29 protein-coding genes and 2 pseudogenes are annotated in these 24,145 nt (G+C 69.0%); 18 read left to right on the forward strand and 13 right to left on the reverse strand.

From position 1 onward, the window contains the following. Positions 1-46: 46 nt before the first annotated feature. Complete coding sequence (locus tag OG943_RS24825; RefSeq protein WP_328603308.1) at positions 47-328, reverse strand: acyl carrier protein; 282 nt, start codon at positions 326-328, stop codon at positions 47-49. A 194-nt stretch (positions 329-522) separates the two neighbouring features. On the opposite strand from OG943_RS24825, the gene OG943_RS24830 reads away from it, so the two are divergent. After that, positions 523-2,154 (forward strand): AMP-binding protein, encoded by a 1,632-nt coding sequence (locus OG943_RS24830; RefSeq protein WP_328603309.1) that lies wholly within the window; start codon positions 523-525, stop codon positions 2,152-2,154. A 172-nt stretch (positions 2,155-2,326) separates the two neighbouring features. On the opposite strand, the gene OG943_RS24835 is transcribed toward OG943_RS24830, so the two are convergent. Next, on the reverse strand, positions 2,327-3,220 hold the full coding sequence (locus OG943_RS24835) for a LysR substrate-binding domain-containing protein (RefSeq protein ID WP_328603310.1): 894 nt from the start codon (positions 3,218-3,220) through the stop codon (positions 2,327-2,329). Between the two features lie 242 nt (positions 3,221-3,462). Here OG943_RS24835 and OG943_RS24840 point away from each other — a divergent pair, with 242 nt between their 5' ends. From OG943_RS24840 to OG943_RS24865, 6 genes are read left to right on the forward strand one after another with little or no spacing between them, the layout of a single operon-like run. Continuing rightward, entirely contained in the window at positions 3,463-3,681 is a 219-nt protein-coding gene (locus OG943_RS24840; protein WP_328603311.1) for an NAD(P)-binding domain-containing protein, read from the forward strand. Beyond that, a complete protein-coding gene (locus OG943_RS24845; protein WP_328603312.1) occupies positions 3,678-4,094 on the forward strand; it encodes an NADPH-dependent F420 reductase in 417 nt (138 codons plus the stop codon). Before OG943_RS24840 ends, OG943_RS24845 begins: the two co-directional genes overlap by 4 nt. Before the next feature lie 51 nt (positions 4,095-4,145). Then, positions 4,146-5,081 (forward strand): SDR family oxidoreductase, encoded by a 936-nt coding sequence (locus tag OG943_RS24850; protein WP_328603313.1) that lies wholly within the window; start codon positions 4,146-4,148, stop codon positions 5,079-5,081. A gap of 37 nt (positions 5,082-5,118) precedes the next feature. Continuing rightward, positions 5,119-5,853 (forward strand): SDR family NAD(P)-dependent oxidoreductase, encoded by a 735-nt coding sequence (locus OG943_RS24855; protein WP_328603314.1) that lies wholly within the window; start codon positions 5,119-5,121, stop codon positions 5,851-5,853. Between the two features lie 45 nt (positions 5,854-5,898). Further along, the gene (locus OG943_RS24860) at positions 5,899-6,522 is read left to right on the forward strand and encodes an NADPH-dependent F420 reductase (RefSeq protein ID WP_328603315.1); all 624 of its coding nucleotides are present in this window, start codon (positions 5,899-5,901) and stop codon (positions 6,520-6,522) included. Between the two features lie 47 nt (positions 6,523-6,569). Then, positions 6,570-6,722, forward strand: a complete 153-nt coding sequence (locus tag OG943_RS24865) for a hypothetical protein (RefSeq protein ID WP_328603316.1) — start codon at positions 6,570-6,572, stop codon at positions 6,720-6,722. Between the two features lie 63 nt (positions 6,723-6,785). Here OG943_RS24865 and OG943_RS48430 read toward each other — a convergent pair. From OG943_RS48430 to OG943_RS24880, 4 genes and pseudogenes are all read right to left on the reverse strand, one after another. Continuing rightward, positions 6,786-6,941 (reverse strand): annotated as a pseudogene (locus OG943_RS48430) (cupin domain-containing protein); the annotation flags it as partial. A gap of 122 nt (positions 6,942-7,063) precedes the next feature. Further along, on the reverse strand, positions 7,064-7,924 hold the full coding sequence (locus OG943_RS24870) for an SDR family NAD(P)-dependent oxidoreductase (protein WP_328603317.1): 861 nt from the start codon (positions 7,922-7,924) through the stop codon (positions 7,064-7,066). Then, positions 7,918-8,751 carry a fumarylacetoacetate hydrolase family protein gene (locus OG943_RS24875; protein ID WP_328603318.1) on the reverse strand — a complete coding sequence of 278 codons (834 nt, stop codon included), beginning with the start codon at positions 8,749-8,751 and terminating at the stop codon, positions 7,918-7,920. Before OG943_RS24875 ends, OG943_RS24870 begins: the two co-directional genes overlap by 7 nt. Positions 8,752-8,863: 112 nt before the next feature. Next, positions 8,864-9,691, reverse strand: a complete 828-nt coding sequence (locus tag OG943_RS24880) for a hypothetical protein (protein WP_328603319.1) — start codon at positions 9,689-9,691, stop codon at positions 8,864-8,866. 119 nt (positions 9,692-9,810) lie between these two features. Here OG943_RS24880 and OG943_RS24885 point away from each other — a divergent pair, with 119 nt between their 5' ends. The 7 genes and pseudogenes from OG943_RS24885 to OG943_RS24910 all read left to right on the forward strand — a co-directional run bounded on the left by OG943_RS24885 (position 9,811) and on the right by OG943_RS24910 (position 15,285). Beyond that, a complete protein-coding gene (locus OG943_RS24885; protein ID WP_328603320.1) occupies positions 9,811-10,452 on the forward strand; it encodes a TetR/AcrR family transcriptional regulator in 642 nt (213 codons plus the stop codon). 26 nt (positions 10,453-10,478) lie between these two features. Beyond that, a complete protein-coding gene (locus tag OG943_RS24890; protein WP_328603321.1) occupies positions 10,479-11,087 on the forward strand; it encodes a TetR/AcrR family transcriptional regulator in 609 nt (202 codons plus the stop codon). A gap of 45 nt (positions 11,088-11,132) precedes the next feature. Further along, positions 11,133-11,399 carry an alcohol dehydrogenase catalytic domain-containing protein gene (locus OG943_RS24895; protein ID WP_328603322.1) on the forward strand — a complete coding sequence of 89 codons (267 nt, stop codon included), beginning with the start codon at positions 11,133-11,135 and terminating at the stop codon, positions 11,397-11,399. Positions 11,400-11,456: 57 nt separating this feature from the next. Continuing rightward, positions 11,457-11,594: pseudogene (locus OG943_RS48435) on the forward strand (zinc-binding dehydrogenase); the annotation flags it as partial. A 185-nt stretch (positions 11,595-11,779) separates the two neighbouring features. Further along, positions 11,780-13,237, forward strand: a complete 1,458-nt coding sequence (locus tag OG943_RS24900; protein WP_328603323.1) for an FAD-dependent monooxygenase — start codon at positions 11,780-11,782, stop codon at positions 13,235-13,237. Between the two features lie 27 nt (positions 13,238-13,264). Beyond that, complete coding sequence (locus OG943_RS24905; protein ID WP_328603324.1) at positions 13,265-14,512, forward strand: amidohydrolase family protein; 1,248 nt, start codon at positions 13,265-13,267, stop codon at positions 14,510-14,512. A gap of 2 nt (positions 14,513-14,514) precedes the next feature. Further along, positions 14,515-15,285, forward strand: coding sequence for an antibiotic biosynthesis monooxygenase (locus OG943_RS24910; RefSeq protein ID WP_328603325.1), 771 nt, complete (start codon positions 14,515-14,517; stop codon positions 15,283-15,285). 7 nt (positions 15,286-15,292) lie between these two features. Here the strand turns inward: OG943_RS24910 and OG943_RS24915 are convergent, their stop codons facing one another. Both OG943_RS24915 and OG943_RS24920 read right to left on the reverse strand, forming a co-directional pair. Then, positions 15,293-16,411, reverse strand: a complete 1,119-nt coding sequence (locus OG943_RS24915; protein ID WP_328603326.1) for a sensor histidine kinase — start codon at positions 16,409-16,411, stop codon at positions 15,293-15,295. Continuing rightward, positions 16,408-17,064, reverse strand: a complete 657-nt coding sequence (locus OG943_RS24920; RefSeq protein ID WP_328603327.1) for a response regulator transcription factor — start codon at positions 17,062-17,064, stop codon at positions 16,408-16,410. The genes OG943_RS24915 and OG943_RS24920 overlap by 4 nt, the downstream gene beginning before the upstream one ends. A gap of 86 nt (positions 17,065-17,150) precedes the next feature. Here OG943_RS24920 and OG943_RS24925 point away from each other — a divergent pair, with 86 nt between their 5' ends. The 3 genes from OG943_RS24925 to OG943_RS24935 all read left to right on the forward strand — a co-directional run bounded on the left by OG943_RS24925 (position 17,151) and on the right by OG943_RS24935 (position 19,528). Next, positions 17,151-18,314, forward strand: a complete 1,164-nt coding sequence (locus OG943_RS24925) for a serine hydrolase domain-containing protein (RefSeq protein ID WP_328603328.1) — start codon at positions 17,151-17,153, stop codon at positions 18,312-18,314. Positions 18,315-18,624: 310 nt separating this feature from the next. Next, entirely contained in the window at positions 18,625-19,116 is a 492-nt protein-coding gene (locus tag OG943_RS24930) for a hypothetical protein (protein ID WP_328603329.1), read from the forward strand. An 82-nt stretch (positions 19,117-19,198) separates the two neighbouring features. Then, on the forward strand, positions 19,199-19,528 hold the full coding sequence (locus tag OG943_RS24935; RefSeq protein WP_328603330.1) for a hypothetical protein: 330 nt from the start codon (positions 19,199-19,201) through the stop codon (positions 19,526-19,528). A 6-nt stretch (positions 19,529-19,534) separates the two neighbouring features. Here OG943_RS24935 and OG943_RS24940 read toward each other — a convergent pair whose 3' ends face one another. From OG943_RS24940 to OG943_RS24950, 3 genes are all read right to left on the reverse strand, one after another. Beyond that, positions 19,535-19,972, reverse strand: coding sequence for a hypothetical protein (locus OG943_RS24940; protein WP_328603331.1), 438 nt, complete (start codon positions 19,970-19,972; stop codon positions 19,535-19,537). Between the two features lie 61 nt (positions 19,973-20,033). Then, positions 20,034-20,768 carry a hypothetical protein gene (locus OG943_RS24945; RefSeq protein ID WP_328603332.1) on the reverse strand — a complete coding sequence of 245 codons (735 nt, stop codon included), beginning with the start codon at positions 20,766-20,768 and terminating at the stop codon, positions 20,034-20,036. A gap of 207 nt (positions 20,769-20,975) precedes the next feature. Next, a complete protein-coding gene (locus OG943_RS24950; RefSeq protein ID WP_328603333.1) occupies positions 20,976-21,533 on the reverse strand; it encodes a TetR/AcrR family transcriptional regulator in 558 nt (185 codons plus the stop codon). An 82-nt stretch (positions 21,534-21,615) separates the two neighbouring features. Here OG943_RS24950 and OG943_RS24955 point away from each other — a divergent pair, with 82 nt between their 5' ends. Further along, positions 21,616-22,566 (forward strand): NADP-dependent oxidoreductase, encoded by a 951-nt coding sequence (locus tag OG943_RS24955; protein WP_328603334.1) that lies wholly within the window; start codon positions 21,616-21,618, stop codon positions 22,564-22,566. A gap of 63 nt (positions 22,567-22,629) precedes the next feature. Here the strand turns inward: OG943_RS24955 and OG943_RS24960 are convergent, their stop codons facing one another. Both OG943_RS24960 and OG943_RS24965 read right to left on the reverse strand, forming a co-directional pair. Continuing rightward, positions 22,630-23,184: a hypothetical protein gene (locus OG943_RS24960; protein WP_328603335.1), complete on the reverse strand. Its 555-nt coding sequence runs from the start codon at positions 23,182-23,184 to the stop codon at positions 22,630-22,632. A 139-nt stretch (positions 23,185-23,323) separates the two neighbouring features. Next, the gene (locus OG943_RS24965) at positions 23,324-24,061 is read right to left on the reverse strand and encodes an alpha/beta fold hydrolase (RefSeq protein ID WP_328603336.1); all 738 of its coding nucleotides are present in this window, start codon (positions 24,059-24,061) and stop codon (positions 23,324-23,326) included. Between the last annotated feature and the right edge of the window lie 84 nt (positions 24,062-24,145).

Below are 24,145 nucleotides of genomic sequence, written 5' to 3' on the forward strand. Positions count from 1 at the left end.
GAATACTGCGCCGCGTGGCCGCCTCCGCACTCGCCCGTGCCGGGGTTCAAGCCCCGTTGGTCCAGTTGGTCACCATGGCGTTCCACACTGATTCGACGGTGCCGAAGGCGCTCTCCTGGACAGCCTCATCGGGAAGCTCGATGTCGAACTCGTCTTCCAGCTCGGACAACAGCCGGATTGCCCCCAGCGAATCGATCCCGAGGTCTTTCAGCGGCTTTTGGCCATCGATGGCTTCCGCTTCGGAAAACGGGATATTGCGACGGATGACCTCGATATAACGTCCGTGGTCGAATTTCGAGGCGGTCGCCACATGCGAATCCTCAATCATGTAGGCACCTTTCCTGAGGTCGATCGATGTGCGCCGGCCAGGCGTAGGCGCCCGGCGGACATCCTGACCAAGCCGCATGACGCGACCCTTGCCGGTCGTCTTCGGTTTTCTCTCACCAACTTAGACGACCACGGGGTGCGGTGAAATCTCCGCAGTCAGGCATATCCCTTCGGGTAGGTCGATGGTGCGTTCGCATGGCATGGCTGCCGCCGTGGCGGCATGCAATAGTCCAAACCAATGTGGTCTCGACCGCCGTTCGCCGCAAATACGCCAAGGGAGACTCGAAGTTGTCCCGGAGAGATCAAGCAGAGGCCGTTCCGGACGGACCTGGGTCAGGCCTCTTCGAACAGCTGATAGCTCAATCCGCGAGCCACTTGTCGAACCTCGCATATATCGGAGAAAATCTAGAGGCTTCCTATGGAGATATGATCGATGAAGCGCTTTCGGCTGGCTCTCAGATAAATGAGTCGACGGGCGTTCCTGGCCCCATCGCCACGATAATCTCGGATCCTCGCGCTCGGGTACCGGCGGTACTAGCTGTTTCCGCTGCCCGGCGTGCCCTCATTCCACTGGATCCCGAGTGGCCCGAAGAGCGCAAGCAGGCGATCATCAAGAATTTTGCCTGCGCGGGAATTCTTGTTGATGAATCAAACGCGTTCAGCGACATTGGCGCAACCGACAAGAAGATCGAAATCCTCGGGGCCGGACTATATTCGGCACCGACTCCCTCCTTTCCGGCCGAACCCTGGCACGACCACATATCCAGGATGGAATACGTACTCTTCACCTCGGGCAGCACCGGGAGCCCCAAGGGCGTTGGTGTCGGCCTGAGCGCGTCACGTCGTCATATCGACGCGTTTGTCGAGTGGTCGAACCTCGGTGCGCGGGACCGGGTCTTCCAGTTCGCCCGCCTGGCTTTCGACACGTCCCAGGAAGAGATCTGGCCCGCGCTGTTCGCGGGGGCGACGTTGGTCGCGTCAGTCGCCAAGTTGCCCACCTTCACCCAGCTGCAAGATCGCCTTGGTGCCACCGGGGTCACGGTGCTCGAACTCCCGACCGCGTACTGGCGGCAGTGGAGTCATCATCTGCGCAACAAGAAGCTGAGCCTCGAACGGCTACGTCTCATGCTCATCGGTGGAGAAGCCGCGTACGAACGTGACGCGTACGCGTGGCGGACCGGAGCCCTCTCGACCGTACGTCTGGTCAATTCCTATGGTTCGACGGAGACCGGCATCATGGACTCGGCCTACGAGGTGCCGGCCACCGTCGAAGACTCACCGCGGCCTCTCCCCATCGGAAAGCCGATCTCCCCACGGAAATTCCGGCTGGACGACCCTGTCGACGGTGTGGGTGAGCTGCTCGTCTCGAGTCCGACACTGGCCGATGGCTACTTCACACCGACCGGTCTGATCCAGAACCGGTTCCTCGACCTGCCGGACGGCCGGTGGTTCAGGACGGGCGACCTGGTCGAGAGCGGATCCGACTCCACGTATGCCTTCAGGGGCCGGGTGGACCGGCGGGTGAAGATTCTCGGTCAGCGAGTCGAGCTGGAAGCCGTCGAGGCCGCGTTGCTGCACTCCGGCGTCGAAGAAGCCCGCGTCGAGGTCGTTGACGACGATCGCGGAAGCCCGCGGCTGTCAGCGATCGTGGTCGGCGAGATCGACAGTGCCGAGATTCGCTCCAGGCTGGCACGAACACTGCCGCCGGCCTTTGTGCCGGCGCGTATCCACATCGTGGACAGCTTGCCGAAGAACGCATCGGGAAAGATAGACGTCCCGGCCGTCCGGAAGATGCTTCAGGCAACTGACGGCGCGCCGGGAAGGTGAGCAGGGGAAGAGGTCTTGTCCGGCATCACTCAACACCATCCGACACGTCAAGCAGCGAACTCTTAACTCGCCGGGGGATGTCGTATACGGCATGACGATGATATTTTATGTCGATTCGTGACGACGCACAATCACACCCGCAAGCGCGGAACTTGAAAAACAGGCCGCGTGATCACTCCACAACAGCCGCACCCAGATCATAGTTCCCGCATTCTGCCGTGATCTCGGCCGTCGCCTGCGCCGCGGTGAAGAAGTCGTCGGCCAGCGGCGAGGTGCGTGCTGCCGCCACCGCGAGGCACACCTGGTCGGGCGCGAGTTCCGGGATGGGTACGTAACTGATGTCCGGGCGCGAGTAGAACACGGTCTCCGAACGCCCGGCGAACGAGATGCCCCGGCCGGCCGCGACGTGCTCGAGCTTCTCCTCCACCCCGCGTACCCGGAGCCCGGAGTCGGGGTGCGGGCGCCTGGTGGGCTGCGTGCTCGGGCCGGCAGGCCAGACCAGCGGCTCACCGGCCAGGTCGGCCTCGGTGACCTCCTCCTTGCCGGCCAACCGGTGGTCTGCGGGCAGCACCACCATGAGCGGCTCGGTGAACAGCGGAGTCACGCGCAGGCCGGTCTCGTCGATCGGCAGCCGCACATAGCCGACGTCGACGCGGCCGTCGAGCAGCATCGGGGCCTGGTCGTCCCATTCCATCCGCTGCACGTCCACGACCACGTCCGGATGCCGGGCGGCGAACGCGCGCGCCGCCGGGATGACCGGGATGCCGGCCCGGAATCCGACCACCAGCCGCCGGCTGCCGCGGGCGGCCACGGACACCCGGCGGCGGACCGCGTCCGCGGAGGCCAGTAGCGGACCAGTGTCGGCCAGCAGTTGCCGGCCCGCGTCGGTCAGCGCCACGCCGTGGCGATCCCTGATGAACAGCGAGGCGCCGAGATCCTGCTCCAGCGCGCGGATCTGGCGGCTGAGCGCCGGCTGCGCGATATGCAGCTCATCGGCGGCGCGGCCGAAGTGCAACCGGTCGGCCACAGCGGCGAAGTAGCGCAGTTTGCGCAGGTCCAGATCCATGGCGCCTCCCGGTCTGGTGATGCCTTCAGGTTATCACCATGACTGAAAGAAGTCTTGGACACCAGCTCAAGCCAATGGCATCGTCAATGGGGACCGGCGAATTCGGCACAAGAATTCGGCATCGGGATTTGCCGGCAGGGCCGAGAATCAGCACCTCGGAAATCAGCCCCGTCCATCGCATAATTCGACGGCGTCGACGACACAACCGTTGACAACGACGGGGCGGAAAGCAGGCAACACCAATGAGCAGCATCAGTATCATCGGCCTGGGGAACATGGCCGGCGCCCTGGCCGGCCGGGCGCTCGCCGGCGGCAACGCCGTCGAGATCATCGGCCGCGACCAGGCCAAAGCCAAGGAATTTGCCGCCTCGCTCGGCGGCGCCACTGCCGGGACGGCCAGTGCCGCCCCGGCCGGGGACATCGTCATCCTCGCCGTGCCTACGCCGGCGCGGCGGCGGTGATCAGCGAGTACGGGGACGCGCTCCACGGCAAGGTCATCATCGACATCACCAACCCCGTTTCCCCCGATTTCACGGGTTTTGTCACCCCCGACGGCAGTTCCGGCGCGCAGGAGATCGCCAAGGCCGCCCCCGCCGGCGCGCACGTCGTCAAGGCGTTCAACACCCTGTTCTCCCACGTTCTGGCGGCCGGCCCAGCCGAGGGCCGCCTGGTGGACGTGTTCATCGCCGGCGACGACGCGCAGGCAAAAACACGCGTGTCGGCGTTCATCGAGAGCCTGGGACTGCGCCCGATGGACGTTGGCCAGCTGCCCATGGCGCGTACACTGGAAAACGTCGCCTTGCTGCAGTTAGGCCTCGTCGCCCACTCCGTCAAGCACACCAATTTCTTCCTCGGCGTCAGCATTCTCAGCTGAGCGCACCGCGCCACCACTTCTCGCGCGACATCATTGCCAAGGAGCAGCAGCATGCGCGTTTTCGTCACTGGCGGGACCGGCCATGCCGGTTCCTACCTCATCCCCGAGCTCATCGCCGCCGGGCACGAGGTCACCGGCCTGGCCCGGTCGGACACGGCCGCGGCGGCGGTGTCCGCGCTCGGCGCGAAGGTACGTCGCGGCGACCTCGAGGACCTCGACGGGCTCAAGGAGGCGGCCGCGGATTCCGACGGCGTCATCCACGTCGCGCACAGGCAGGACCTGCTTCCGTCCGGCGGGATCGACGCCGTGGCCGCCGCGGAGCTCCCGATCATGCTCGCGTACGGCGAGGCACTCGCGGAAACCGGAAAGCCGCTGGTCGCGGCGGGGAGCATTGGCTCGCCCGGGAACCTGGGCCGGCCGGCCACCGAGGAGGACCCGGCCCTTCCCGGCGGCGATGAGTACCAGGGCACCCTCCGGGTTCGGAACGTCGTGGAAACCGCCGTAGTCGGCCTCGCCGAGCGGGGAGTGCGGTCTTCGATCGTGCGGATTGCCAACATCGCGCACAGTACGACCGATCGGGCCGGCTTCCTCGTGCAGCTCATCGCGCTCGCGAAGGAAAAGGGCTTCGTCGGCTACCCCGGAGACGGCGCGAACCTGTGGAACGCCGTGCACATCCGCGATGCCGCCTCCGTGTTCCGCCTGGCGCTGGAGAAAGGGCCGGCCGGCAAATACTGGCACGCGACGGCGGACGGCGGCATCCCGTTCCGCGAGATCGCCGAGGCCATCGGCAGCCGTCTGGGCCTGCCCGCCGTGAGCGTTCCCGCGGACGTACTGATGCTGCCGGGATACTTCGGGTTCCTCGCGAACATAGTCACGCAGAACTACCCGGCGTCCAACCTCATCACCCGCCGGGCCCTCGGCTGGGAACCCGCTCAGCCCGGCCTGCTCGCCGATTTGGACAACGGCCATTATTTCTCCGCCGGCTGACGGCGTTTCGGATACCCGACAATTCAACGGAGTAATCGTGGGAAAGCTCGATGGCAAGGTAGCCGTGATCACCGGCGGATCCACCGGCATGGCACTGGCCGGCGCCGAACTGTTCGTCGAAGAAGGAGCGCACGTCTTCATCCAGGCCCGGCGCCAGGACGCGCTGGACGACGCCGTCAAGCTGATCGGCCGCAACGTCACCGCCGTCCAGGGTGACGCGGCCGACCTGGACGACCTGGACCGCCTGTACGACACCGTCAAGCGGGAAAAGGGCTTGATCGACGTGCTGTGGGCCTGCGCCGGGATGGGCGAACCCGCCGTCCTCGGCGAGATCACCGAGGAACAGTTCGACCGCGCCTTCTGGCTCAACGCGCGCGGCACCCTGTTCACCGTGCAGAAGGCACTGCCGCTGATCAACGACAACGGCTCGATCCTCATGACCGGATCCAACGCCTCCCTCGGCGCCTTCCCCGGCTGGAGCCTTTACGCGGGAAGCAAAGCCGTCCAGCAGGCCTGGGCCCGCGTCTGGCTCAACGAACTGCGCGACCGCAAGATCCGCGTCAACGTCCTGACCCCCGGCCAGGTCGCCACCGCCAAACAGGAAGAACTGTTCGACGAGGCAACCAAAGCCGCGTTCGAATCCCTCATCCCCCGCGGAAAGATGGGCCGCCCCGAAGAAATCGCCACGGTCGCCCTGTTCCTCGCCTCCGACGACTCCAGCTACGTCAACGGCCTGGAACTGGTCGCCGACGGCGGCACCACCGCCATCTGAACCCTCTTTTAGTGACACCTCAAGAACAAGAAGAGAGCACACCTCATGAGCAGCATCACCCTCATCGGCACGGGGAACATGGCCCGCACCATCGGCACGCGCGCGGTGGCGGGCGGCAACACCGTCGAGGTCATGGGACGCGATCAGTCCAAGGCCGACGACCTGGCCAAGGCTCTGGGCGGCGGCGCGACGACGGGCAAGTGGGGCGCCGTCCCGGCCGGGGACATCGTCATCACGGCCCTGTTGTACGACGGTGTCGTTCCGGTCGTCGCCGAGTACGGAGACGCCCTCGCGGGCAAGGTCATCGTCGACATCAGCAACCCCTTCAACGCCGCGTTCGACGGACTGGCCCACAGCGAGGAGACCTCGATCGCGCGGGAAGTCGCCAAGGTGGCCCCGGCCGGCGCCAGCGTGGTGAAGGCGTTCAACACCATCTTCCGTGATGTCCTGGAGAAGGGCCGTCCCCACGTCTTCATCGCCGGCGACAATGCGGAGGCCAAGGCGGGCGTGGCGGAGTTCGTCAAGAGCCTCGGGCTGCGCCCGCTCGACGTCGGCGGCCTGAAGATGGCGCACTGGCTGGAAGGAGTGGGCCTGGTCACGGTGGGCCTCGCCGGCAACGGAGTGGGCCACTGGGACTTCGCACTGGGCGTCGACGAATTCACCAGCTGAGTCATCGATATCGGCGGACGATGGTCTGCCCGGAGGAGGCTCTCACCATGAAGCTCGGCTTCACTCTTCCCATAGTCGGGCCCGCTATCGGCAGCGCTGCCGGCCTGAGTGCGTTCTGCCGCGAACTCGAGGACCTTGGCTACGACACGCTGTGGGTCGGCGATCGCCTGGTCACACCGGTTGATATGGACAGCACCTAGCTGACCCGCGGGCCGCAGATGGGCCGTCACCTCGATCCGGGCCTCGACGAGGACGAACAGGACCCGGCAGACGCGGTCCGAACGGTTGACCCAGCCGTGGCTGGTGCCACGCTGGATCAGGACGTCGCCGGCCCGCATGACCGTCTCGTCCTCGTCCAGGACTGCGTGGATCTCGCCGTCGAGGACGACCGCGTAGCCGAGGGAGGCGGTCCGGTGCAGGTCCGAGTCGGCGGTCGTGACCGGTGACGACGCGCCGGATCGGCTCCGTCATTTCACTCGCTGCCACAGGATGTGGCTGGCCAGGTCCTCGCCGCCGGACAGTTGTCACGGCCTCTCCCCGGTCAGTACATCGGCCGGGCCGTGAACGGCTCCGGCAGATCCACCACGCGCAGGACCCGGGTGGGCTCATCGGTCCGCTGCCCGGCGAGTGCGGCGAGGTCGTCGCCGACGTCGAGGAAGGCGCCGGAGAGCACGTCATAGCGTCCGCCGGCCAGTTCGCCGACCATCCGGGCCGCGGCCTCGGGCGAATCCGGGAATCGTTCACGGGGAATCAGCCCCCGCCGGACCTGCTCCTCGTTGAGCCGGGTCAGGATGCCGCCGGGATGCAGGCTGAACGCGACGACACCGGTCCCCCGGGTCTCCACCGCGATGTTCTCGGCCAGGCGCAGGACCGCGGTCTTGGCCACCACGTAGTCGGAAGCGCCGGGAATGGCCGCGGTACCGGCCCGGCTGGCCACCGTGATGATCCGGCCGCGGCGTTCGCGCAGCATCGAAGGCAGGACGGCGTGGGCGAACAGGTAGGGCCCATAGGTGTCGACGAGCAGGGTTTCCCGCCAGGCCAACGGATCGCTGTCGGCCACGGAGGTGCCGATCGCCGAGGCCCCGCCCGCGTTGTTCACCAGTGTCGTGATCGGACCGAACGCCTCGGCCGCCCGGGCTACCGCGTCCTCGGCGTGGGCCGGATCGGTGACGTCGCCGACGGCCGTCTCCACGCGGGCGCCTCGCTCGCGCAGTTCGGCGGCCACGTCGTCGAGCGCGTCCTTGCGGCGTCCGGTGAGCATCAGCGCGGCTCCGCGCGCGCCGAGTTCGGCCGCGATCGCCTTGCCGATCGTCCCGGTCGCGCCGGTCACCAGCGCTACCTGATCGTCGGCCATGTTCTCCCTTTCCCCGTCGGTCGTACCGGCGGTTCGCGCGGTCACCATGAGGCCTCCGCGACGGTCGTGGTGACCGAGGTGACCCCGGCGACGGACGCGGTGACGACATCGCCGGGACGCAGGTACGCGGACGGGCCGCGGCCCATGGCCGAGCCGCCGGGTGAGCCGGTGGTGACCAGGTCCCCCGGGGAAAGCGTGACCCAGCGGGTGAGGAACTCCAGCAGGAACGGGATGTCGTAGAGCATCTGGTCCAACGTGGCCTTCTGCCGCAGCTCACCGTTGACGGTGCAGCTGATGGTGTTGCCGTCGAGTTCGACCTCGTCGGCGGTGACGATCTCATCGGCGATCGGCAGGAAGCCGTCGGCGCTCTTGCACAGCATGATCTGCAGGCGCTCGCGGTTCATCACGTCGCGGGCGCTGATGTCGTTGACGACGGTGTAGCCGAACACGTAGTCGAGATAGTCGGCGGCGGCGATGTGCCGGGCGGTGCGCCCGATGACCACGGCGAGTTCGACCTCGTAGTCCAGCAGCGTGGTCGGTTCCGGCATCCGCACCGGCTCGCCGGGCGGCAGCAGCGCGGACCAGACCTTGGGGAAGTACACCGGCTCGGTCGGCGCGAGACCGGCCTCGGCCAGATGGTCGGCGTAGTTGCCGCCGACGCAGATCAGCTGACTGCGTTCGGGGAGCGGGCTCAGCACCCGTTCGGGCCACACCGCCGGCGCCCCGGAGGCGAGGCGACGCTCGAGCTCCGCGGCCGCCGTGTCCCCGGCCGCCAGGTACTCGCGCAGGTCCGGGTACCCGGTGGCCACGATGCCCGCCGGTGATCGCACACCGAGTCCGGTGCGCCCGTCTTCGGAATAAGTCACGAAACGCATGGCTGCTCCTGCTCTTCATCCGAGGTGGCGAGCTGCGCGACGATCGGCTGCCGCGCCGATTCCACGGGAGCCGCCGAGCACCGGCGCGGTGCGGCGGCCAGATCCGGTCTGGTCACAGGAAGTTGTTGGGCCAGATCATGGTGCGCCACATGTGCGCCACCGGCGAGCCGTCGAATCCGAGCCCTTCCGCCGGCTGCCGGAAGTGCCGGCCGACCACGTCCTCGAACTCCGCGTAGTCGACGACGGCATCGGGATCGAAGGAGTAGATGTCGTTGATGGTGACCAGCCGTGCGGTCAGGTACCAGCGATGCCGGCGCGCCTCGTCGTGTTCCCGGCGGATGTGCCCGGGCGGCCGGTAGTCGTCCCCGAAGAAGTTCAGGTACGCCTCGGGATACCGGTAGCCGACGGATTCGTCCGCGAAGTAGCGCAGCGCCTCGTGTTTCTCGATCGCCCACGCCACCTCCTCGTCGACGTAGGGCGCCACCATCTGCGCGCCCCAGTGGCCGTGGTTGGCGGAGATCAGGCCGGCGACGGCGATGTCGTGCAGCAGGCAGGCCAGGATCACCTTGTCCGGCAACCCGTTCTCCCTGGCCACCCGCGCGCTCTGCAGCAGGTGCGCGACGGACTTCCGGCCGAATCGCAGCCGGAAGAAGTCGGCCAGCGTCGGACGCTCGGGCATGACGGGCAGGTCCGGGTTGTCGCCCATCATCAGCACGGTGTCGGCGTGGCGCGTCTCGGCCAGCATGTCGTCGCGCGCAGAACTCAGCGGCGTGCCCATGGTGGCCGCGGCGGGCGGCACGATGATGCGGCGACGGCGATCGACGGCATCGTCGAGCGGCTCGCGGATCCAGTTGGTCAACCCGGCTTCGCGCAGCGTTGCCGGCAACTCGTGCGGACTCACCCGGACGGACGGCGGTAGCGAATTCACAGCCTGCGACATGCGGCTTCCCTTTCCTTCGCGAGACCTCACCCAAAGAGGAACGGATGTTTTCGCGTGAGGTGAGCGTAACCACGGTGCGCCCACTTACGCAAGGGAGCGTTCCCGTTTAGGATGAGCCGGTGCCGAGGATCACCGAAGAACGCCGAGCCGAGCGCCGGCGTCAGATCTTGACCTGCGCCTGGACCTGCTTCTCCCGCAACGGTTTCCATGCGACGTCGATGGACGACATCATCACCGCGACCGGCATGTCCGCCAGCGGGGTCTACCGGTACTTCAGCGGCAAGGACGAGCTGATCGACGCGGCCGGCGAGGAGTCCATGGCCGTCTTCCGCGCACTGTTCGACCGGCTGCGGAACACCGAGCCCGTGCCCGACGTCGCCACCACTGTCGCCACCATCGTGGAGCCCGTCGGCGGCGACCGGGAATACGACCTGTCCAGGGTGGCGATCCAGGCCTGGTCGGAGGCGCTGCGCCAGCCACGGCTGCGCGAGCGCGCCGGCGATTTCTACCGCGAGATGCGAGCCCAGCTGACCGCGCTGGCCCGCCGCTGGCAGCACGCGGGCCTGCTCGCGCCGGAGGCAAGCCCGGAAGCCGTCGGAATTGTGCTGGCGACGTTCATGCCGGGGATGCTGGTCGCCCGGCACACCGCGGACCCGGTGAGCACCGAACAGGTCCTGGCCGGTCTGCACGGACTGGCCGGCATCGACCGGCCCGCGGCCCCGGCCGGCCCGCCGGTGCGTCGGAAGTCACTCAAACATTAACGGACGTTCCCGTTTAGGATGGCGACATGCCCCGTCTCAGCACCGAGCTCCGCGACCAGCGCCGCCGGCACGTCCTGACCAGCGCCTGGTCGTGTTTCTCCCGTGACGGCTTCCACGCGACGTCCATGGACGACATCATCGCGGCCACCGGCATGTCCTCCAGCGCCGTCTACCGGTACTTCCGCAGCAAGGACGAGCTGATCGAGGCCTCGGCCGAGGAGGCGCTGACCCTGCTGAGCGGCTTCTTCGCCCGGATGCTCGACACCGAACCGACGCCGTCCCCGGCCGACATCATCGCCGGGCTGGTCGAAGAACTGGCGAACCGGACGGCCGGGCTCGACTACGACCTCTCGAAGATCGCCATGCACTCCTGGGCCGAGGCGCTGCGCCGGCCCGAGGTGGCCAAGCAGACCAACGCGTTCTACCGGGGCGTGCACGGCCACCTGGCCGAACTCTCCCTCCGCTGGCGGACCGCCGGTCACCTCCCGGCCGACGCGAACCCGGAAGACGTGGCGACGGTGCTGGTCTCGCTGATGCCGGGACTGGTCGTCAACCAGCACCTGGTCGACCCGGTCCCGGCCGAGCAGCTCATCGCCGGTCTCGCCGCGCTGGGCACGGCCGCCGGGACGAGCTGACCGCACGGCACCGGTCGTCGATCTCCTGACCCGAGGTATCACGACATGAATGCCGCGCTGCTGAAGGAATTCGGCACTTCCTTACCGGACGGTGGCCTGCCGCCCGGCACCCGCGTGGCCTGCCACCCCTATCTCGCCTGTGGACGGTGCGCCTCGTGCACGCGGGGAAACACCAGCACCTGCGCCGACGTCACGCTCGTCGGACTCGACCGCCAGGGAGGCCTCGCCGAGTATCTCGCCGTCCCGGACACCAGCCTGATCCCCTTCGCCGAGTACACCTGCGGGACTTCTCGGCCGAGGGCGCGGACCTGATCCTGGAGGCGACCGGCAGCCGGGCCGGCTTCGACACGGCGGACCTTCGCGGACACGACCACCGCGCCGGCGGCCGTCGACCGCGGCGACGTCCGCCCCCGGATCGACTCGGAGTGCGGCCTCGACCAGGTCGACAACGCCTTCGCCCGGCTCGGCTCGCGCCGGGCGCTGGGCCGCGTCGTGATCGTGCCCTGACCCGATCCCGCGCCCGCTGCGGGAGGTCCGTCACCCAGCCGGCTGCAAAAGGGAACGATCGTTTGCCCTAGGACTCCTCCGGTGCTACGTTGTCCTTGAAACAGGAACGACCGTTTCCATTAAGGCGATGCGGCACGCGCCGTCGGGTTCCACTCGCCACGGACCGAAACAACCAGGAGGCCGCCATGGCGCCGTCATCCACTACCCCGCCCCCGCCCAGCACGACCGACGTGCTGATCGTCGGCGCGGGCCCAGCCGGTCTGGCGCTGGCGGCCAGCCTCCGCCAGCTGGGCGTGGACCACGTCCTGATCGATCGTTACGACGCGGTCCAGCCCGGCAGCAAAGCCGCCGCGATCCAGCCGCGAGCACTGGAGTACCTCGACCGGATCGGTGTGGCCGACCGGCTGGTCCAGGCCGGCGACCGGGGCCGGGGTTTTCGGCTGCACGACCGGACGCAGACCTTGCTCAGCGCGTCCTACGACAAGCTGGACACGCCCTACCCCTTCGTGCTGCTGGTCTCCCAGCAGACCACCGAAACGCACCTGCTCGCCCGGCTGGAGGAACTGGGCGGCATGGTCCACAGAGGACACAAGTTCCTCGGTTACACCCCCGACTTCCCGGGTGTCGCGGCCACGGTCGCCGGGCCGGACGGCGTCCTGCGCTCGATCTCGGCCCGTTACCTGGTCGGCTGCGACGGCGTCTACAGCGCGGTACGCACGGCGACCGGGATCGGCTTCCCCGGCAACGCGCCCGAGCAGTTGTTCGCCATCGCCGACATCCGGGTGAACTCGGACGCCCTGCCCAAGGAAGACACCACGTTCTTCCTGTCCGCGGCGGGAATGCTGCTCGTCTCCCCGCTCGCCGGCGGCCTGCACCGCGTCGTCGGCCCGGCGCGAGGCCCGGCCGCGCCCACCGCGACCGAGGTGGCGGAGCTACTGGCCGAGCGAGGCCCGCGCTCCGACGGCATCGAGGTGACCGAGGTCGTGTCGGCCTCGACCTACCGCGTCCAGGAGCGGGTGGCCGAACGTTTCAGCGAGGGCCCGGTCTTCCTGGCCGGCGACGCCGCCCACACCCACAGCCCGGCCGGCGGCCAGGGCATGAACACCGGCATCCAGGACGCCGGCAACCTGGCCTGGAAGCTGCACGCCGTCCTCAGCGGACTCGCACCCGCCGCCCTGCTGGACACCTACCACCACGAGCGGCACCCGATCGCGGCCGGACTCGTCGCGTTCACCAGCCAGTTCGCCAAACTGGCCACTCTGCGCGACCCGGCGGAAGGCGAACTGCGCAACCGCGTCTTCGCCGCCGCCGCGGGTGTTCCGGGTGTCACCGAATGGATCACGACGAAGCTCGCCCAGCTCGACCTCGGCTACACGAGCGAACCCGACCGCGGTCTCCCCCGCGTCGGTGCCCGCGTATCGCCGAACGCGGTCCCCAGCGCCGGCCTGCGCTGGACCCTGGCCCTCGATCAACCGGACCACACCAGCGAGCACAGCGGGCTCGCCGTCCGCCACGTTCCCGGCCTCGAGTCGCCACTGCTGGTGCGGCCCGACGGCTACCTGGCCGCGCACGGCGTCCCGACCGAACCGGAGAAGGTGCTCGACCACCTGTCGCAGTACCTCCCGGCGAACCCCACCCGATAACTCCTTCGAGCGCAGGAGCACACGGTTATGACCAGCCCCACCCTCATTCGCCAGGTCGCCGTTTTCGACGGCACACAACAACTCCCCGGACAGGACGTCCTGATCGACGGCGGCCTGATCGAGGCGATCGGCCCGAATCTGGCCGTCCCGCCGGGCGCCACCGTCGTCGACGGCACCGGCAAGACCCTGCTGCCCGGCCTGATCGACGCCCACGTCCACACCACCAGCGCCACCCAGCTGCGCCAGTCACTGGTCTTCGGGGTCACCACCGAACTCGACATGGGCGGCGAACCCGGGCTGTCCCGCCGGCTGCGTGCTGTTGCCCGCAAGCGCGACGACGTCGCGGACCTCCGCATCGCCACCACCGGGGCCACCGCACCCGGCGGCCATCCCCACCAGCTGGTCGAGATCGGCATGCTCAAACCCTTCCCCACCGTCGAAGGCCCGGACCACGCGGCAGCTTTCGTGGCGGACCGGGTCGCCGACGGCGCCGACCACCTCAAGATCTTCATCGAAGACGGCACCGTGGCCGGCAAGCCCATGCCCACCATGTCCGACGAGACGGTGATCGCGCTGGTGGCGGCGGCCCATGCGCACGGGTTGCGGACCGCGGCCCACACCTGGACCCGGAGCGCGGTGCGGCAGGCGATCGCCTGCGGCGTCGACATCCTGGCGCACCCGCCGTCGGACGGCCCCTCCGACCAGGAACTCATCGAAGCCGTGGCGGCCGCGGGCGGCACCGTGGTGGCCACGCTGCCGCCGCTGGCCGGGATGAGCGCGTCGTCCCCCGAATTCGACCTGGCGCAGGATCCGAGGCTTCGGCCCTACGCCGATCCGGAGTGGCTGGCCGGCCTCGACCGCATCCGCGCGATCGACCCCGGCCGCCGGATGGGACCGCTGGGGGTGCGCACCTCCGACGCCGCCGACGCGTCCGTGCGGATGTTCCGGCTCGGGGTCCCGCTGCTGGCCGGCACGGACGGCACCGGCGGGGATCACCCGACCACCCACGGCATCAGCTATCACGGCGAACTCGGCCTGCTGGTCGCGGCCGGCCTCACCCCGGCCGAGGCACTCACCGCGGCGACCGCCGCTCCGGCCGACGCCTTCGGCCTTGACGACCGCGGCCGCGTCGCCGCGGGACTGCGCGCCGATCTGGTGCTGGTCAACGGAAATCCACTCGACGACATCACAGTCTTGCGCGACATCACCACGATCTGGCGGAACGGCACCATCGTCGACCGCTCCGCCTGCCCTTCCGAACAGGAGCTGAGCTGATCATGAGTACCCGGCAAACCCCGGCCCACCACGGCATCCACCACATCAAGCTGCCGGTCACCGACCTGGAACGCAGCACCCGCTGGTACAGCGACGTCCTCGGCGCCCGGCGCCTGACCGAACTGGACCACCGCCGGCCCGACGGCACCCTGTTCGCGGTGATCCTCGACGTCCCCGGCATCGACGGCAAAGTCGAACTGCGGCTGGACCCGGCGACCGCCGTCGCGCTCAAGGGCTACGACTTCCTCACCCTGACCGTCGAGGACCGCCCGGCGCTGGACGCCTGGATCGCCCGCCTGGACGCGCTCGGTGTCCAGCACTCGCCGGCCATCGTCGCGATGGTGGGCTGGCTGCTGGTGGTCACCGACCCCGACGGCCAGCGGCTGCGGTTCTACACCCGGCTGCCCCACGGGCTCGGCCAGTCCGCCGTCGAGTTCGAGTCGCCCTGGCTCGGCGCGGGCATCGTCGCCCAGGAACCGGGCACCGTCGTCTGCGCGGTCGCCACGATGAAAGCGCTCCCCGGCCACGCGGACGAGGTGCGCGCGCTGATGCGCTCGGTGGCGCAAGACACCCGCCAGGAGGACGGCTGCCTCGCCTATCTGGTGCACCAGGCCAAGGACGCGCCGGGCACCGTCGTGGTCTACGAACGCTGGGCCAGCCCGGCCGCACTGGCCGCGCACCACCAGACCGCGCACATGGACGCCTTCAAGAAGGCCGCCGGTTCCCTCGTGGAATGGCCGCCGCGGCAGGAAATGCTCACCCCCTGCGACTGACCGGCGCTCACGAACTCGCACCAGACGAGGCGCCACCGTCGGCGGACGGGAGGCGGACGACGACATCCAGCCCGCCGGCCGGCCGAGCGGCGATGGTGATCTCACCTCGGTGCGCGGTGACAATCGCGTCCACAATCGACAGTCCAAGGCCGATGCCGCTGTCGGTGTGGATCCGTGCGCCGTCGCCGCGGACGAACGGTTCCCGGAGCTGGTCGACGGTCTCCGGCGCGATCGGCGCGCCGCTGTTCCCGATGCGCAGGAACGCCCGCCCGTCCGTGCTGCCGGTGGCGACCTCGACCTGGCCGCCGGAACGGTTGTGGCGGACGGCGTTGTCGACCAGGTTGCCGCACATACGTTCCAGCAGAACCGGTTCACCGCTGACCGGCGCGGGTCGCAGGTCGACCCGCACGGTGAGGGCTACGCCGTCGAGGCTGTTCGCCACGACCTCGGCGAGGTCGACGCGGTGCCGGAGGCCGGCGCCCGCCTGGCTGCGGGCCAGCGCCAGGAGCCCGTCGAGGGTGCGCTGGCTCCGCTCGACGGCGGTCCGGACGTCGCCGGTCATGGCCAGCAGTTCCTCGGTGCCGGGCTGGCTGTCGAGGGTGACGTCGATGGCGGTGCGCATGGTGGTCAGCGGGGTGCGCAGCTCGTGGGCGGCGTTGGCGGTGAACATACGCTGGCTCGCGAGCACCCGGTCGCGTTCGGCGACGCCCTCCTGGACGCGGTCCAGCATCCCGTTGATGGTGCCGGCCAGGGTGGCGAGCTCGTCGGCGGGCGTGGTGACCGGCATCCGCTCGGACAGGTTCTCCGCCGAAAGGCGTTGTGCGGTGGCGGAGATCGTGCGGATGGGTCGCAGTACCCGCCCGGCCACCAGCCACCCCAGGACCGCGGCGAGCACCGTCACCACCGCGAGCGCGATCGCGGCCTGGGTGACGAAGTCGGCGAGAGTGACCGCCTTGATCGATTGCGGCAACGGCGGTAGCGCATCCGGCCCCGGGCTGAGCGTGATGACCGACACCCGATGACCGCCGTTCCCGCGCATCAGCAGGTAGGTGAGCGCGGTCAGGAGAACACCGGCGGCGAGAACCAGTGCGGCGTACAGGATCGTGAGCCGGCCGCGGGCGGTCATGCGACGATCCGGTAGCCGGCACTCGGCACGGTCTCGATGAGCGGCGGGTCGCCGAGCTTGCGCCGCAACGTGCCGACGGTGATCCGGACCGCGTTGGTGAACGGGTCGGCGTGCTCGTCCCACACCTTGTCCAGCAACGTTTCCGCGCTCACCACCGTGCCGCCGGCGGCGAGCAGCTGCTCGAGTACGCCGAACTCCTTGGGCGTCAGCTGAAGGAGCCGGCCCGCGCGCTCCGCCGTGCGCCGCGCGGGGTCGAGCACCACGTCACCGGCGCGCAGGACCGGCGGCGTCGCGGGCGCGCTGCGCCGGGACAGCGCCCGCACCCTGGCGACGAGCTCGGAGAACGCGAACGGCTTGCCGAGGTAGTCGTCGGCAACCAGCGTGAGCCCCTCGACCCGGTCCTCGACCGTGCCGGACGCGGTGAGCATCAGGATCCGCGCCGTGCTGTGCCCGGCGAGCTCGCGGCACACCGTGTCCCCGTGCACCACGGGCAGATCCCGGTCCAGGACGACGACGTCGTAGGGCGTGACCGCGCACTTGTCCAGCGCGGTGCGCCCGTCGAACGCGACGTCGACGGCGAACCCGTGCTTACGCAGGCCGGCCGCGACGTACTTGGCCAACGGTCGCTCGTCCTCGACCAGCAGCACCCGCACCCGGCCAGTGTCGCGCGCGCGGCATATGGATCACGTATGGGCCGGCCATCGGTCCTCGATCGGCCATGATCGGTAGACCTTCGGCCATGACCACGACACGACGATCCGTACTGGGCATGCTCGGCGCTTCCGGTGCGATGCTCGCCACCGGTGCGGTCGCCGCCGCGGCCGGCGCCACCTTCACCCCGGTATCCGCTGACGTGCGCGCGATCGACCAGTTCGTCAAGGAACAGGCGGCCATGGACGCGTTCGCCGGCAGCCTGCTGCTGCTCCATCGAGGACGCCCCGTGCTGGCCAGGTCCTACGGCCAGGCCAACGACGCCGCTCCCAACGGCCCGGACACCCTGTTCGCCATGGCCTCAGTGACGAAGCTCTTCACGGCGGTCGCCATCGCCCAGCTCGCGCAGGCCGGCAAGGTCGCGTACACCGGCACGCTGGGCACTTATTTGAGCGGTTTCCCCGCCGAGATCGCCGACACCGTGAAAGTCCACCACCTCCTCACCCACACGTCCGGCCTCGGCGACACCTTTACGATGCCCGGATATATGGAGGAAGCGCTTACCTGGACCGAGGTCGACCAGGTGATGAACGGCACGACGGACTACATCCGGCGCACCGCACTGGAGTTCACGCCGGGAGCCGGGTCCCGGTACAGCAACGCCGCCTACCACGTGCTCGGCGCGATCGTGGCGCAGGTGTCCGGAAAGTCCTACTACGACTACGTGCGTGAGCACGTGCTTCGCCCGGCCGGCATGACCACCACGGACTTCTACACCAGGCCACAGTGGCACACGGACCCCCGCATCGCCCACCCCTACGCGAAACAGCCGTCCGGCGAACGCGCCGACACCATCGACCAACGGCTGTACGTCGGCACTCCCGCCGGCGACGCCTTCACGACGTGCGCCGACATGGCGCGTTTCGCGTTCGCGCTACAGGGTTCGAAGCTGCTCAACCGCGCCTTCACGGGCATCACGCTGAACGGCAAGGTGCCGCCTCCGCCGCAGCCTGGCCCGCCGCCCGGCCAGGCGCCCAAAGTTCCGCTCGTCGGCTTCCAGTGCTACGGCCCAGTGACGCTGCTGGTCAACAACCAGTGGGTGACCGGCCACGGCGGCGGCGCCCCTGGCACGTCGACCGACTTCCAGATGTACCCCGACAGCGAGTGGGTGACGGTGATCCTGAGCAACTACGACTACGACGGCGGGCCCCCACCGGTCGTGATGAAGGCGCGCGACGTCATCACCGCGTGACGCCGGGGTGGGTCGTCGAGCTCGTGGCTGGGGTGCCACGTTGAGCAGGGGCGGAGTGGTCCCGGAACCGGCCGAAAACCGGGAGACGGCGGCGTGCCGGTCGCCGGGTGACGACCGTGCCCTCCGCCGGTGAGTTCGCCGGGAAGTCGCCGATGCTTGTGCGCCGGTCCGCCACGCGGTAAAATTTGTCCAGACCAATCCGCCAACTGGTCAGTTCTTGACCGTTCGGTATCCACCGGGCCGGTGGCGGGATGACGTCTGCCGCCGGGCCGGCACGTCGCATCCCCGCTTCGATGACTGTGAGGTTGGCATGACGTACTTCCGCCGTGTTTCCGTGCTGTCCGGGCTAATCCTGGCCGGAGCGTTGATCACCGCCCCGCTGGCCACGGCCGGCACCGAGCCGTCCCAGATCGTCCAGCCGCTGGACTGCACCCAGCAGAGCATCCTGGCCGGCACCCACCTGAGCGACGTGCAGATCGCGCAGTACGCGCGCAACGCGAACCTGCACGGCAACGGCCTGGTCATCTCCATCGCCGTGGCGCTGGCCGAAAGCCAGGGCTGGACACAGGCCGTGCTGATCAACACCGACTGCAGCCACGACCGCGGCGTCTGGCAGATCAGCAGCCGCTGGCACCCCGAGGTGTCCGACGGACAGGCGTTCGACCCGGCCGGCTGCGCGCAGGCCGCCTACACCATTTCCTCCGGCGGCAGCAATTGGCAGCCGTGGACGACCTACCTCAACGGCGCCTACCAGCAGTACATGTCCCGCGCGCAGACCGCCGCCAACCAGGTCGGCGGCTGAGCCCCGACCTCGTCGCAGCGCCCGGCGTGGTCACGACCCTCGGCGGTTCGTTGATCACGCAGGGCCGCGCTAAGTTGTGTTCATGTTCGACTATCTGAAAGAGCGATGGCGCCACCGTCGAGATCGGCACAGGCGGAAAATACTGAGAAAGCACATAGCCAAGGTGGACGCCGAGCGAAAGGCCGCGCGCACGCCGCTGGAGCGGCTCGATCCTCTGGTTCGCGAACTGATCGAGATGGGCCATGGCTCCGGCTACTACAACGACCGAGCGCGAAAGATAGGCGAGCTACTCAACGATCGCGGCGGTTTACCGCTTATGCAGGCCGTCTACTACGAGGTGTTCAACTGGCATCCGGTCACGGCACGCGACCTGCAGTGGGCCTGGAACCGGATCGGTGACTGGCAGGCCTGATCGGGTTCAGGATCGCTGGATCACACCTATCCGCCACGCCGTTCCCTCGCTCCATGAAGGCTGGACCATGTCGTTCTCCCGCACGGCGAATACACCAGCCGAAGTCACCACGCCGGCGGCCACCAGCGGCTCCCGCTCGATGATCTTTCCTTCGGTGAACCGACAATGCGGCGGCCACAGGCCACGATCTGTGCGCCCGGCGAACGCGTTGCGGAGGTAGTCGAGCTGCCGCCGGCGGCCCACCTGGAACGCGATGCAGTAGGTGCGCTCAAGCCCGGTCAGCGTGGCGTTGGTGTCACCGTCATGGATGACGCACCGCGTGATCTGCTGCGGATCCAGGATCGCAAAGACAATCCGGTAGGCCGCCCGCCCATAGGACGGCGAGTCCAGAGCGTCGATGTCGAAGAGAACCCCGATCTCGTACCTTCTCCTGAACAGCTCCATCGGCATAACTTAGCTCGTCTGCGCGGGAGATTCTTTCGCGTCAGATTTCCGTCCCGCCACCTCACCGGGTGAGGACGAACTGGTTGCCATCCCAGTGCCACAGCTTCTTCACCGCGCTGCTGCCGCCGCATTCGGCCAGTGGCTGGTCCGGGTCGCAGTCCTCGGTCTGCAGCTGTCCCCCGGTCAGGGCCATCGCGTGGGACACGCCGCTGCTGTTGCTGTCCACGTTCGGGCTCGCCGGCGCGAGGTTGCCACCTGGTTGGGCGGTGATGATTCCCCAGCCGGAGGAGCCGTCGGTGTATCCGATGGCGTTACCGGTGCTGTCCTGGCTGAAGGCCCCGGTCAGCACGAAGGTGGCGTGGTGCATCCCGGACAGCAGCGCCCCGCCGGCCTTGGCTGCCGCCGGGGAGTGTGCCCCGGGGGTGTACGGGTAGGAACCCGTGGTGTCCTTGTGCCATCCGGCCGGGCTGTCGGTCCAGAAGCCGACGTGCCCGCTCTGGTCGTAGGTGACGGCCTCGAATCCGGTAGGGACGGACACCACGAACGCCTGCTGCCCGGGAACCTTGGCGAGCAGTTGCGACTTCGACTGCTCGGCCGGTGCCGCATTCCCCGCGGGCGTGGGGTTCTGGGCAGACCCGCCGGCCGGTGCCGACGAGGCGGTCGGCGCCGCCGACGTCGACGGGGCGCTCGGCCCAGCCGGCTGGGCGCTCGAACCACCGGTTCCACACCCGGCCACGGCGACCCCCGCTGCGACGAGCAGCAGCCCCGCCCGCCCTGCCTGCGCCCCGTGCTTCATGAAATGACTCCTCCCACTTTCTGTCTCTACCTGGAAAGCCGCTCAATGACGACTTCCCTTTCGTTCAGGTCGGCACTTGACTACCCGGCACCCCACCCGGTGAACCGGCTCCACACAGATCTCGGCCTTACGGGCAGACTTTGGCGCGGCAGATGTCGCCGCCGCCGAGATTTTTGGTAGCGGGAGCCTTCGCCTGCTGGACCACCATCAAGATGGCGCGAACGCCTCGCGCAACTCGGCGGCAGCTTGGGCAACGAGTTCGGACAGGGTCGCGTCCGGGTCGGCAAGCCAGCGGGACGTGGCGCGCCGGGAGATCGCGATCGTCACGTCGATGAGGAAGCCGGCCTTGCCGGGCTCGACGCCGCGGCGCTCAAGGGCCTGCGCCAGCGCGTCGGCGATGGCGGCGAGCTTGATCAGGTCGCGCTCGGCCAGTGCCCGGTTGGCGGCGATCACCGCGGTGCGGCGCACCAGGAACTCACGCGAGCTGAAGACCTGGTCGGCGGTCCCCAGCGCGGCCAGTAGTGCCTCGATCGGGGTGAGGCCCGGGTCGGCCGCCTCCACCTGCGCGACGAGATGCGCCTCGAGCTCGTCGCCGGCGAAGAGGACTTCCCGTTTGTCGGCGAAGTAGCGGTAGAAGGAGCGCTCGGCCAGACCGGCCGCGCGCGCGATCTGCGCGACCGAGGTGCGCTCGAACCCTTGTGTCTCGAACAGCTCCAGCGCCGCGCGCTCGAGCCGGCCCTGTGCGTCGGACTCCCACCTTGGCATGCCCGTCAGGATAGGACAGCAGGTGCTGTCGCCTTCATGCTACCGTTGATGACAACATCTGCTGTCATCAACGGAGATCGTCATGAAGGCTCTTCAGTTCGACCAGTTCGGCTCCCCGGACGTGATCAAGCTCCGCGACGTCCCGGCACCGGAACCGGGACCCGGCCAGATCCGGATCGCCGTCCTGGCGTGCGGCCTGAACCCGGCTGACTGGGTGATCGTCGACGGCCTCTTCGGCGAGCAGCTGCCGCCGCTGCCGCGTGGGCTCGGTCTCGAGATCGCGGGCACTGTCGACGCGCTCGGCGAAGGTGTCGACGGCGTCGAGATCGGCGACCGGGTGTTCGGTCCGGCCACTTACGACGGTCCGACGGCAGGCGCCGCCGAGTACGCGCTGATGGCGGCCTGGGCGCGGATTCCCGAGGGCGTCTCCGCCGAGCAGGCCGCCGCGCTGCCGATGTCAGCCGAGACGGCGTGGCGCGCGCTCGACGACCTGGGCGTCCAACCGGGCGAGCTGCTGCTCGTCCACGGCGCGGGCACCACCGTCGGCGAGACGGCGGTGCGCTTCGCGCTGCACCGGGGGATCCGGGTGATCGCCACCGCCGGGCCGACCCGGGCCGGTGCCCTGGAAGAGCTCGGAGCCCGGGTGACCACCTACGGCGACGGCATGGCCGAGCGCGTCGCCGCACTGGCCGGAGGCCGTGTCGACCGTGCCCTGGACTCGGCCCCGACCGGCGGCCGGATCGACCGTCCCGGCCAGGCCGGCCCGGCCACCGGCGCCCTGCCGGCCCTGATCGGGCTGACCGGCGACCCCGACCGCGTCCTGACCGTCTCGGACTTCGCCGCCGCGGCCGAACTGGGCGTCCGGACCACCACCGAGATCCGCTACGACCTGCTGGGCGAGTTCGCCCGGCTGGCCGGCGAGGGCGTTCTGGCCGTACCGGTCGCCCGCACCTACCCGCTCGGCCAGATCCGGGAGGCGGCCGAACTCAGCCGCTCCCGTCGGGCCGGCGGCAAGCTGGTGCTTGTCCTGTGATCGGCTTGCTGCCCGGCCTGCTCGAAGGCAGATCGGCGGAGTTCCGGGCGACTGCCGCCGGGTTCAGGGTTTCGCCGAGCCGAGCGCCCGGCGCAGGTCCGCGGGATGCCGGATCCACAGGTCGACCGCCATCCCGTCGGGACGGGTCAGGGTCAGGCATCCCTGACTGCCCGGGCCCCAGAGCGACACGACCTTCGGCGACCACGACCGGTCCCAGGCGACCGGCCCCACGCCCCGGTTCCGGTCGCCTTTCCTTGGCTCCCACCGCAATCCGCCTCCGGCCAGCGACAGCCGGCCGAGCAGCTCACCGACCTCCTGCTGCCGCGAATGCCGGCCTGGCGCCTTGGCCCCCAGCTCCAGGGCGGCCGCGACCGGCAACTGCGCGGACCACGACGGCGCGGCACCGGACGCCCGCCGTCGCGCCTCGGCCTGCCTGTCGCGCCACACGACGAACGTGAACAAGGCGTACACCAGCACCAGAAGCCCGACCGGCACGGCCACCGCGGGAATCCAGCCCACCTTGAGCGCGAGCGACGCGGACAGGGCGGCCAAGAAGAGCAACCCGACGAGCGAACTCGCCCGGCGGCGTCGCTCACGTTCCCTGCCGTATTCGGTCATCACGCTTCCGTTCGGTCCGGGATCAGCAGACGATCGCTGGCCCGTCATACGGAGAATACGTGCGCGATGCCGGTGCGAAGCCCCAGCCGGCTGAGCGGGAGCCGCGCGCCACCCACCGCGGCGCGCGGCTCCACGCTGTTCAGCTCCCGGCGATCACACCCTCCGGGAAGGTTCCCACGAGGGAATCGGTCAGGTTCCCGATCGTGGACAGGGCCGCGGACATACCCGGGATCGGATCCTGGTTGCCGCCGAGGCCGGGCACCACGTTGCTCGCCTTCTGCAGGAGCGCGATGGCGGGCACGACCGCCGGCACGACCAGCGCGTTGACGGCCTTCGCGGCCAGGCTGGGCGCGGGGTTCGGCGGCGTGGGCACGGGGGCCGCCGAACCGGGGGCCGTGTTCTTCAGGGCGTCACCGGCTCCGACGTACTTGTCGGCGAAGTCGAGCATGCTCGCGTTGCTCTCCGGAGCGCTCTTCTCCAGTTGCAGATCGTGGGCGGTGTTCGGCACGACGTCGGCGACGACGGTCGCATGTGGACCGTAGAAGGGCCGCTCGAAGTCCGCCAGCGCCTGGGAATCGGAGCAGCTCGGGCCGAGCAGCCTGCAGATGAACGGGTCGTGCTGCCCGACGACCGCGAGGACCGGGATGTCGAGGGTCCGGTCCACGTTCAGCACGTTGTAGCCGGCCAGCGTGGCCAGCTCCACGAGGTTGCCGGTCTCCTTCAGCTGCTCGTCCTTCGCGATCGCGCCCGGGTCGGTCGAGGTCGTGTTGCCCAGGTAGAACCCGCCCCGGGTGCCGGGATAACTGGTCAGATAAGCGGCGACCCCACCCAAGTCGTACAAGAAGCAGACGACGTCGAAGCACTCGCTGCAGAACATGGTCCGAACGGAGCGGGCCAGGCGAAGAAGACTCTCGACGCTCCGCCCCATTCCGCACCGACCACACGCGTCAAGATGCGGGAC

The organism is Amycolatopsis sp. NBC_00345 (assembly GCF_036116635.1).
In the GTDB taxonomy this organism is placed as follows: domain Bacteria; phylum Actinomycetota; class Actinomycetes; order Mycobacteriales; family Pseudonocardiaceae; genus Amycolatopsis.

What these genes read in the sequence shown, in the direction of transcription:
- OG943_RS24915 (WP_328603326.1), bottom strand. Translation starts at nt 16,411, where the DNA reads ATGACCGCCCGCGGCCGGCTCACGATCCTGTACGCCGCACTGGTTCTC.
- OG943_RS24830 (WP_328603309.1), top strand. Translation starts at nt 523, where the DNA reads ATGGCATGGCTGCCGCCGTGGCGGCATGCAATAGTCCAAACCAATGTG.
- OG943_RS24890 (WP_328603321.1), top strand. Translation starts at nt 10,479, where the DNA reads ATGCCCCGTCTCAGCACCGAGCTCCGCGACCAGCGCCGCCGGCACGTC.
- OG943_RS24955 (WP_328603334.1), top strand. Translation starts at nt 21,616, where the DNA reads ATGAAGGCTCTTCAGTTCGACCAGTTCGGCTCCCCGGACGTGATCAAG.
- OG943_RS24930 (WP_328603329.1), top strand. Translation starts at nt 18,625, where the DNA reads ATGACGTACTTCCGCCGTGTTTCCGTGCTGTCCGGGCTAATCCTGGCC.
- OG943_RS24905 (WP_328603324.1), top strand. Translation starts at nt 13,265, where the DNA reads ATGACCAGCCCCACCCTCATTCGCCAGGTCGCCGTTTTCGACGGCACA.
- OG943_RS24965 (WP_328603336.1), bottom strand. Translation starts at nt 24,061, where the DNA reads ATGTTCTGCAGCGAGTGCTTCGACGTCGTCTGCTTCTTGTACGACTTG.
- OG943_RS24865 (WP_328603316.1), top strand. Translation starts at nt 6,570, where the DNA reads ATGAAGCTCGGCTTCACTCTTCCCATAGTCGGGCCCGCTATCGGCAGC.
- OG943_RS24925 (WP_328603328.1), top strand. Translation starts at nt 17,151, where the DNA reads ATGACCACGACACGACGATCCGTACTGGGCATGCTCGGCGCTTCCGGT.
- OG943_RS24825 (WP_328603308.1), bottom strand. Translation starts at nt 328, where the DNA reads ATGATTGAGGATTCGCATGTGGCGACCGCCTCGAAATTCGACCACGGA.
- OG943_RS24950 (WP_328603333.1), bottom strand. Translation starts at nt 21,533, where the DNA reads ATGCCAAGGTGGGAGTCCGACGCACAGGGCCGGCTCGAGCGCGCGGCG.
- OG943_RS24860 (WP_328603315.1), top strand. Translation starts at nt 5,899, where the DNA reads ATGAGCAGCATCACCCTCATCGGCACGGGGAACATGGCCCGCACCATC.
- OG943_RS24960 (WP_328603335.1), bottom strand. Translation starts at nt 23,184, where the DNA reads ATGACCGAATACGGCAGGGAACGTGAGCGACGCCGCCGGGCGAGTTCG.
- OG943_RS24850 (WP_328603313.1), top strand. Translation starts at nt 4,146, where the DNA reads ATGCGCGTTTTCGTCACTGGCGGGACCGGCCATGCCGGTTCCTACCTC.
- OG943_RS24875 (WP_328603318.1), bottom strand. Translation starts at nt 8,751, where the DNA reads ATGCGTTTCGTGACTTATTCCGAAGACGGGCGCACCGGACTCGGTGTG.
- OG943_RS24910 (WP_328603325.1), top strand. Translation starts at nt 14,515, where the DNA reads ATGAGTACCCGGCAAACCCCGGCCCACCACGGCATCCACCACATCAAG.
- OG943_RS24935 (WP_328603330.1), top strand. Translation starts at nt 19,199, where the DNA reads ATGTTCGACTATCTGAAAGAGCGATGGCGCCACCGTCGAGATCGGCAC.
- OG943_RS24840 (WP_328603311.1), top strand. Translation starts at nt 3,463, where the DNA reads ATGAGCAGCATCAGTATCATCGGCCTGGGGAACATGGCCGGCGCCCTG.
- OG943_RS24945 (WP_328603332.1), bottom strand. Translation starts at nt 20,768, where the DNA reads ATGAAGCACGGGGCGCAGGCAGGGCGGGCGGGGCTGCTGCTCGTCGCA.
- OG943_RS24835 (WP_328603310.1), bottom strand. Translation starts at nt 3,220, where the DNA reads ATGGATCTGGACCTGCGCAAACTGCGCTACTTCGCCGCTGTGGCCGAC.
- OG943_RS24900 (WP_328603323.1), top strand. Translation starts at nt 11,780, where the DNA reads ATGGCGCCGTCATCCACTACCCCGCCCCCGCCCAGCACGACCGACGTG.
- OG943_RS24895 (WP_328603322.1), top strand. Translation starts at nt 11,133, where the DNA reads ATGAATGCCGCGCTGCTGAAGGAATTCGGCACTTCCTTACCGGACGGT.
- OG943_RS24940 (WP_328603331.1), bottom strand. Translation starts at nt 19,972, where the DNA reads ATGGAGCTGTTCAGGAGAAGGTACGAGATCGGGGTTCTCTTCGACATC.
- OG943_RS24870 (WP_328603317.1), bottom strand. Translation starts at nt 7,924, where the DNA reads ATGGTGACCGCGCGAACCGCCGGTACGACCGACGGGGAAAGGGAGAAC.
- OG943_RS24880 (WP_328603319.1), bottom strand. Translation starts at nt 9,691, where the DNA reads ATGTCGCAGGCTGTGAATTCGCTACCGCCGTCCGTCCGGGTGAGTCCG.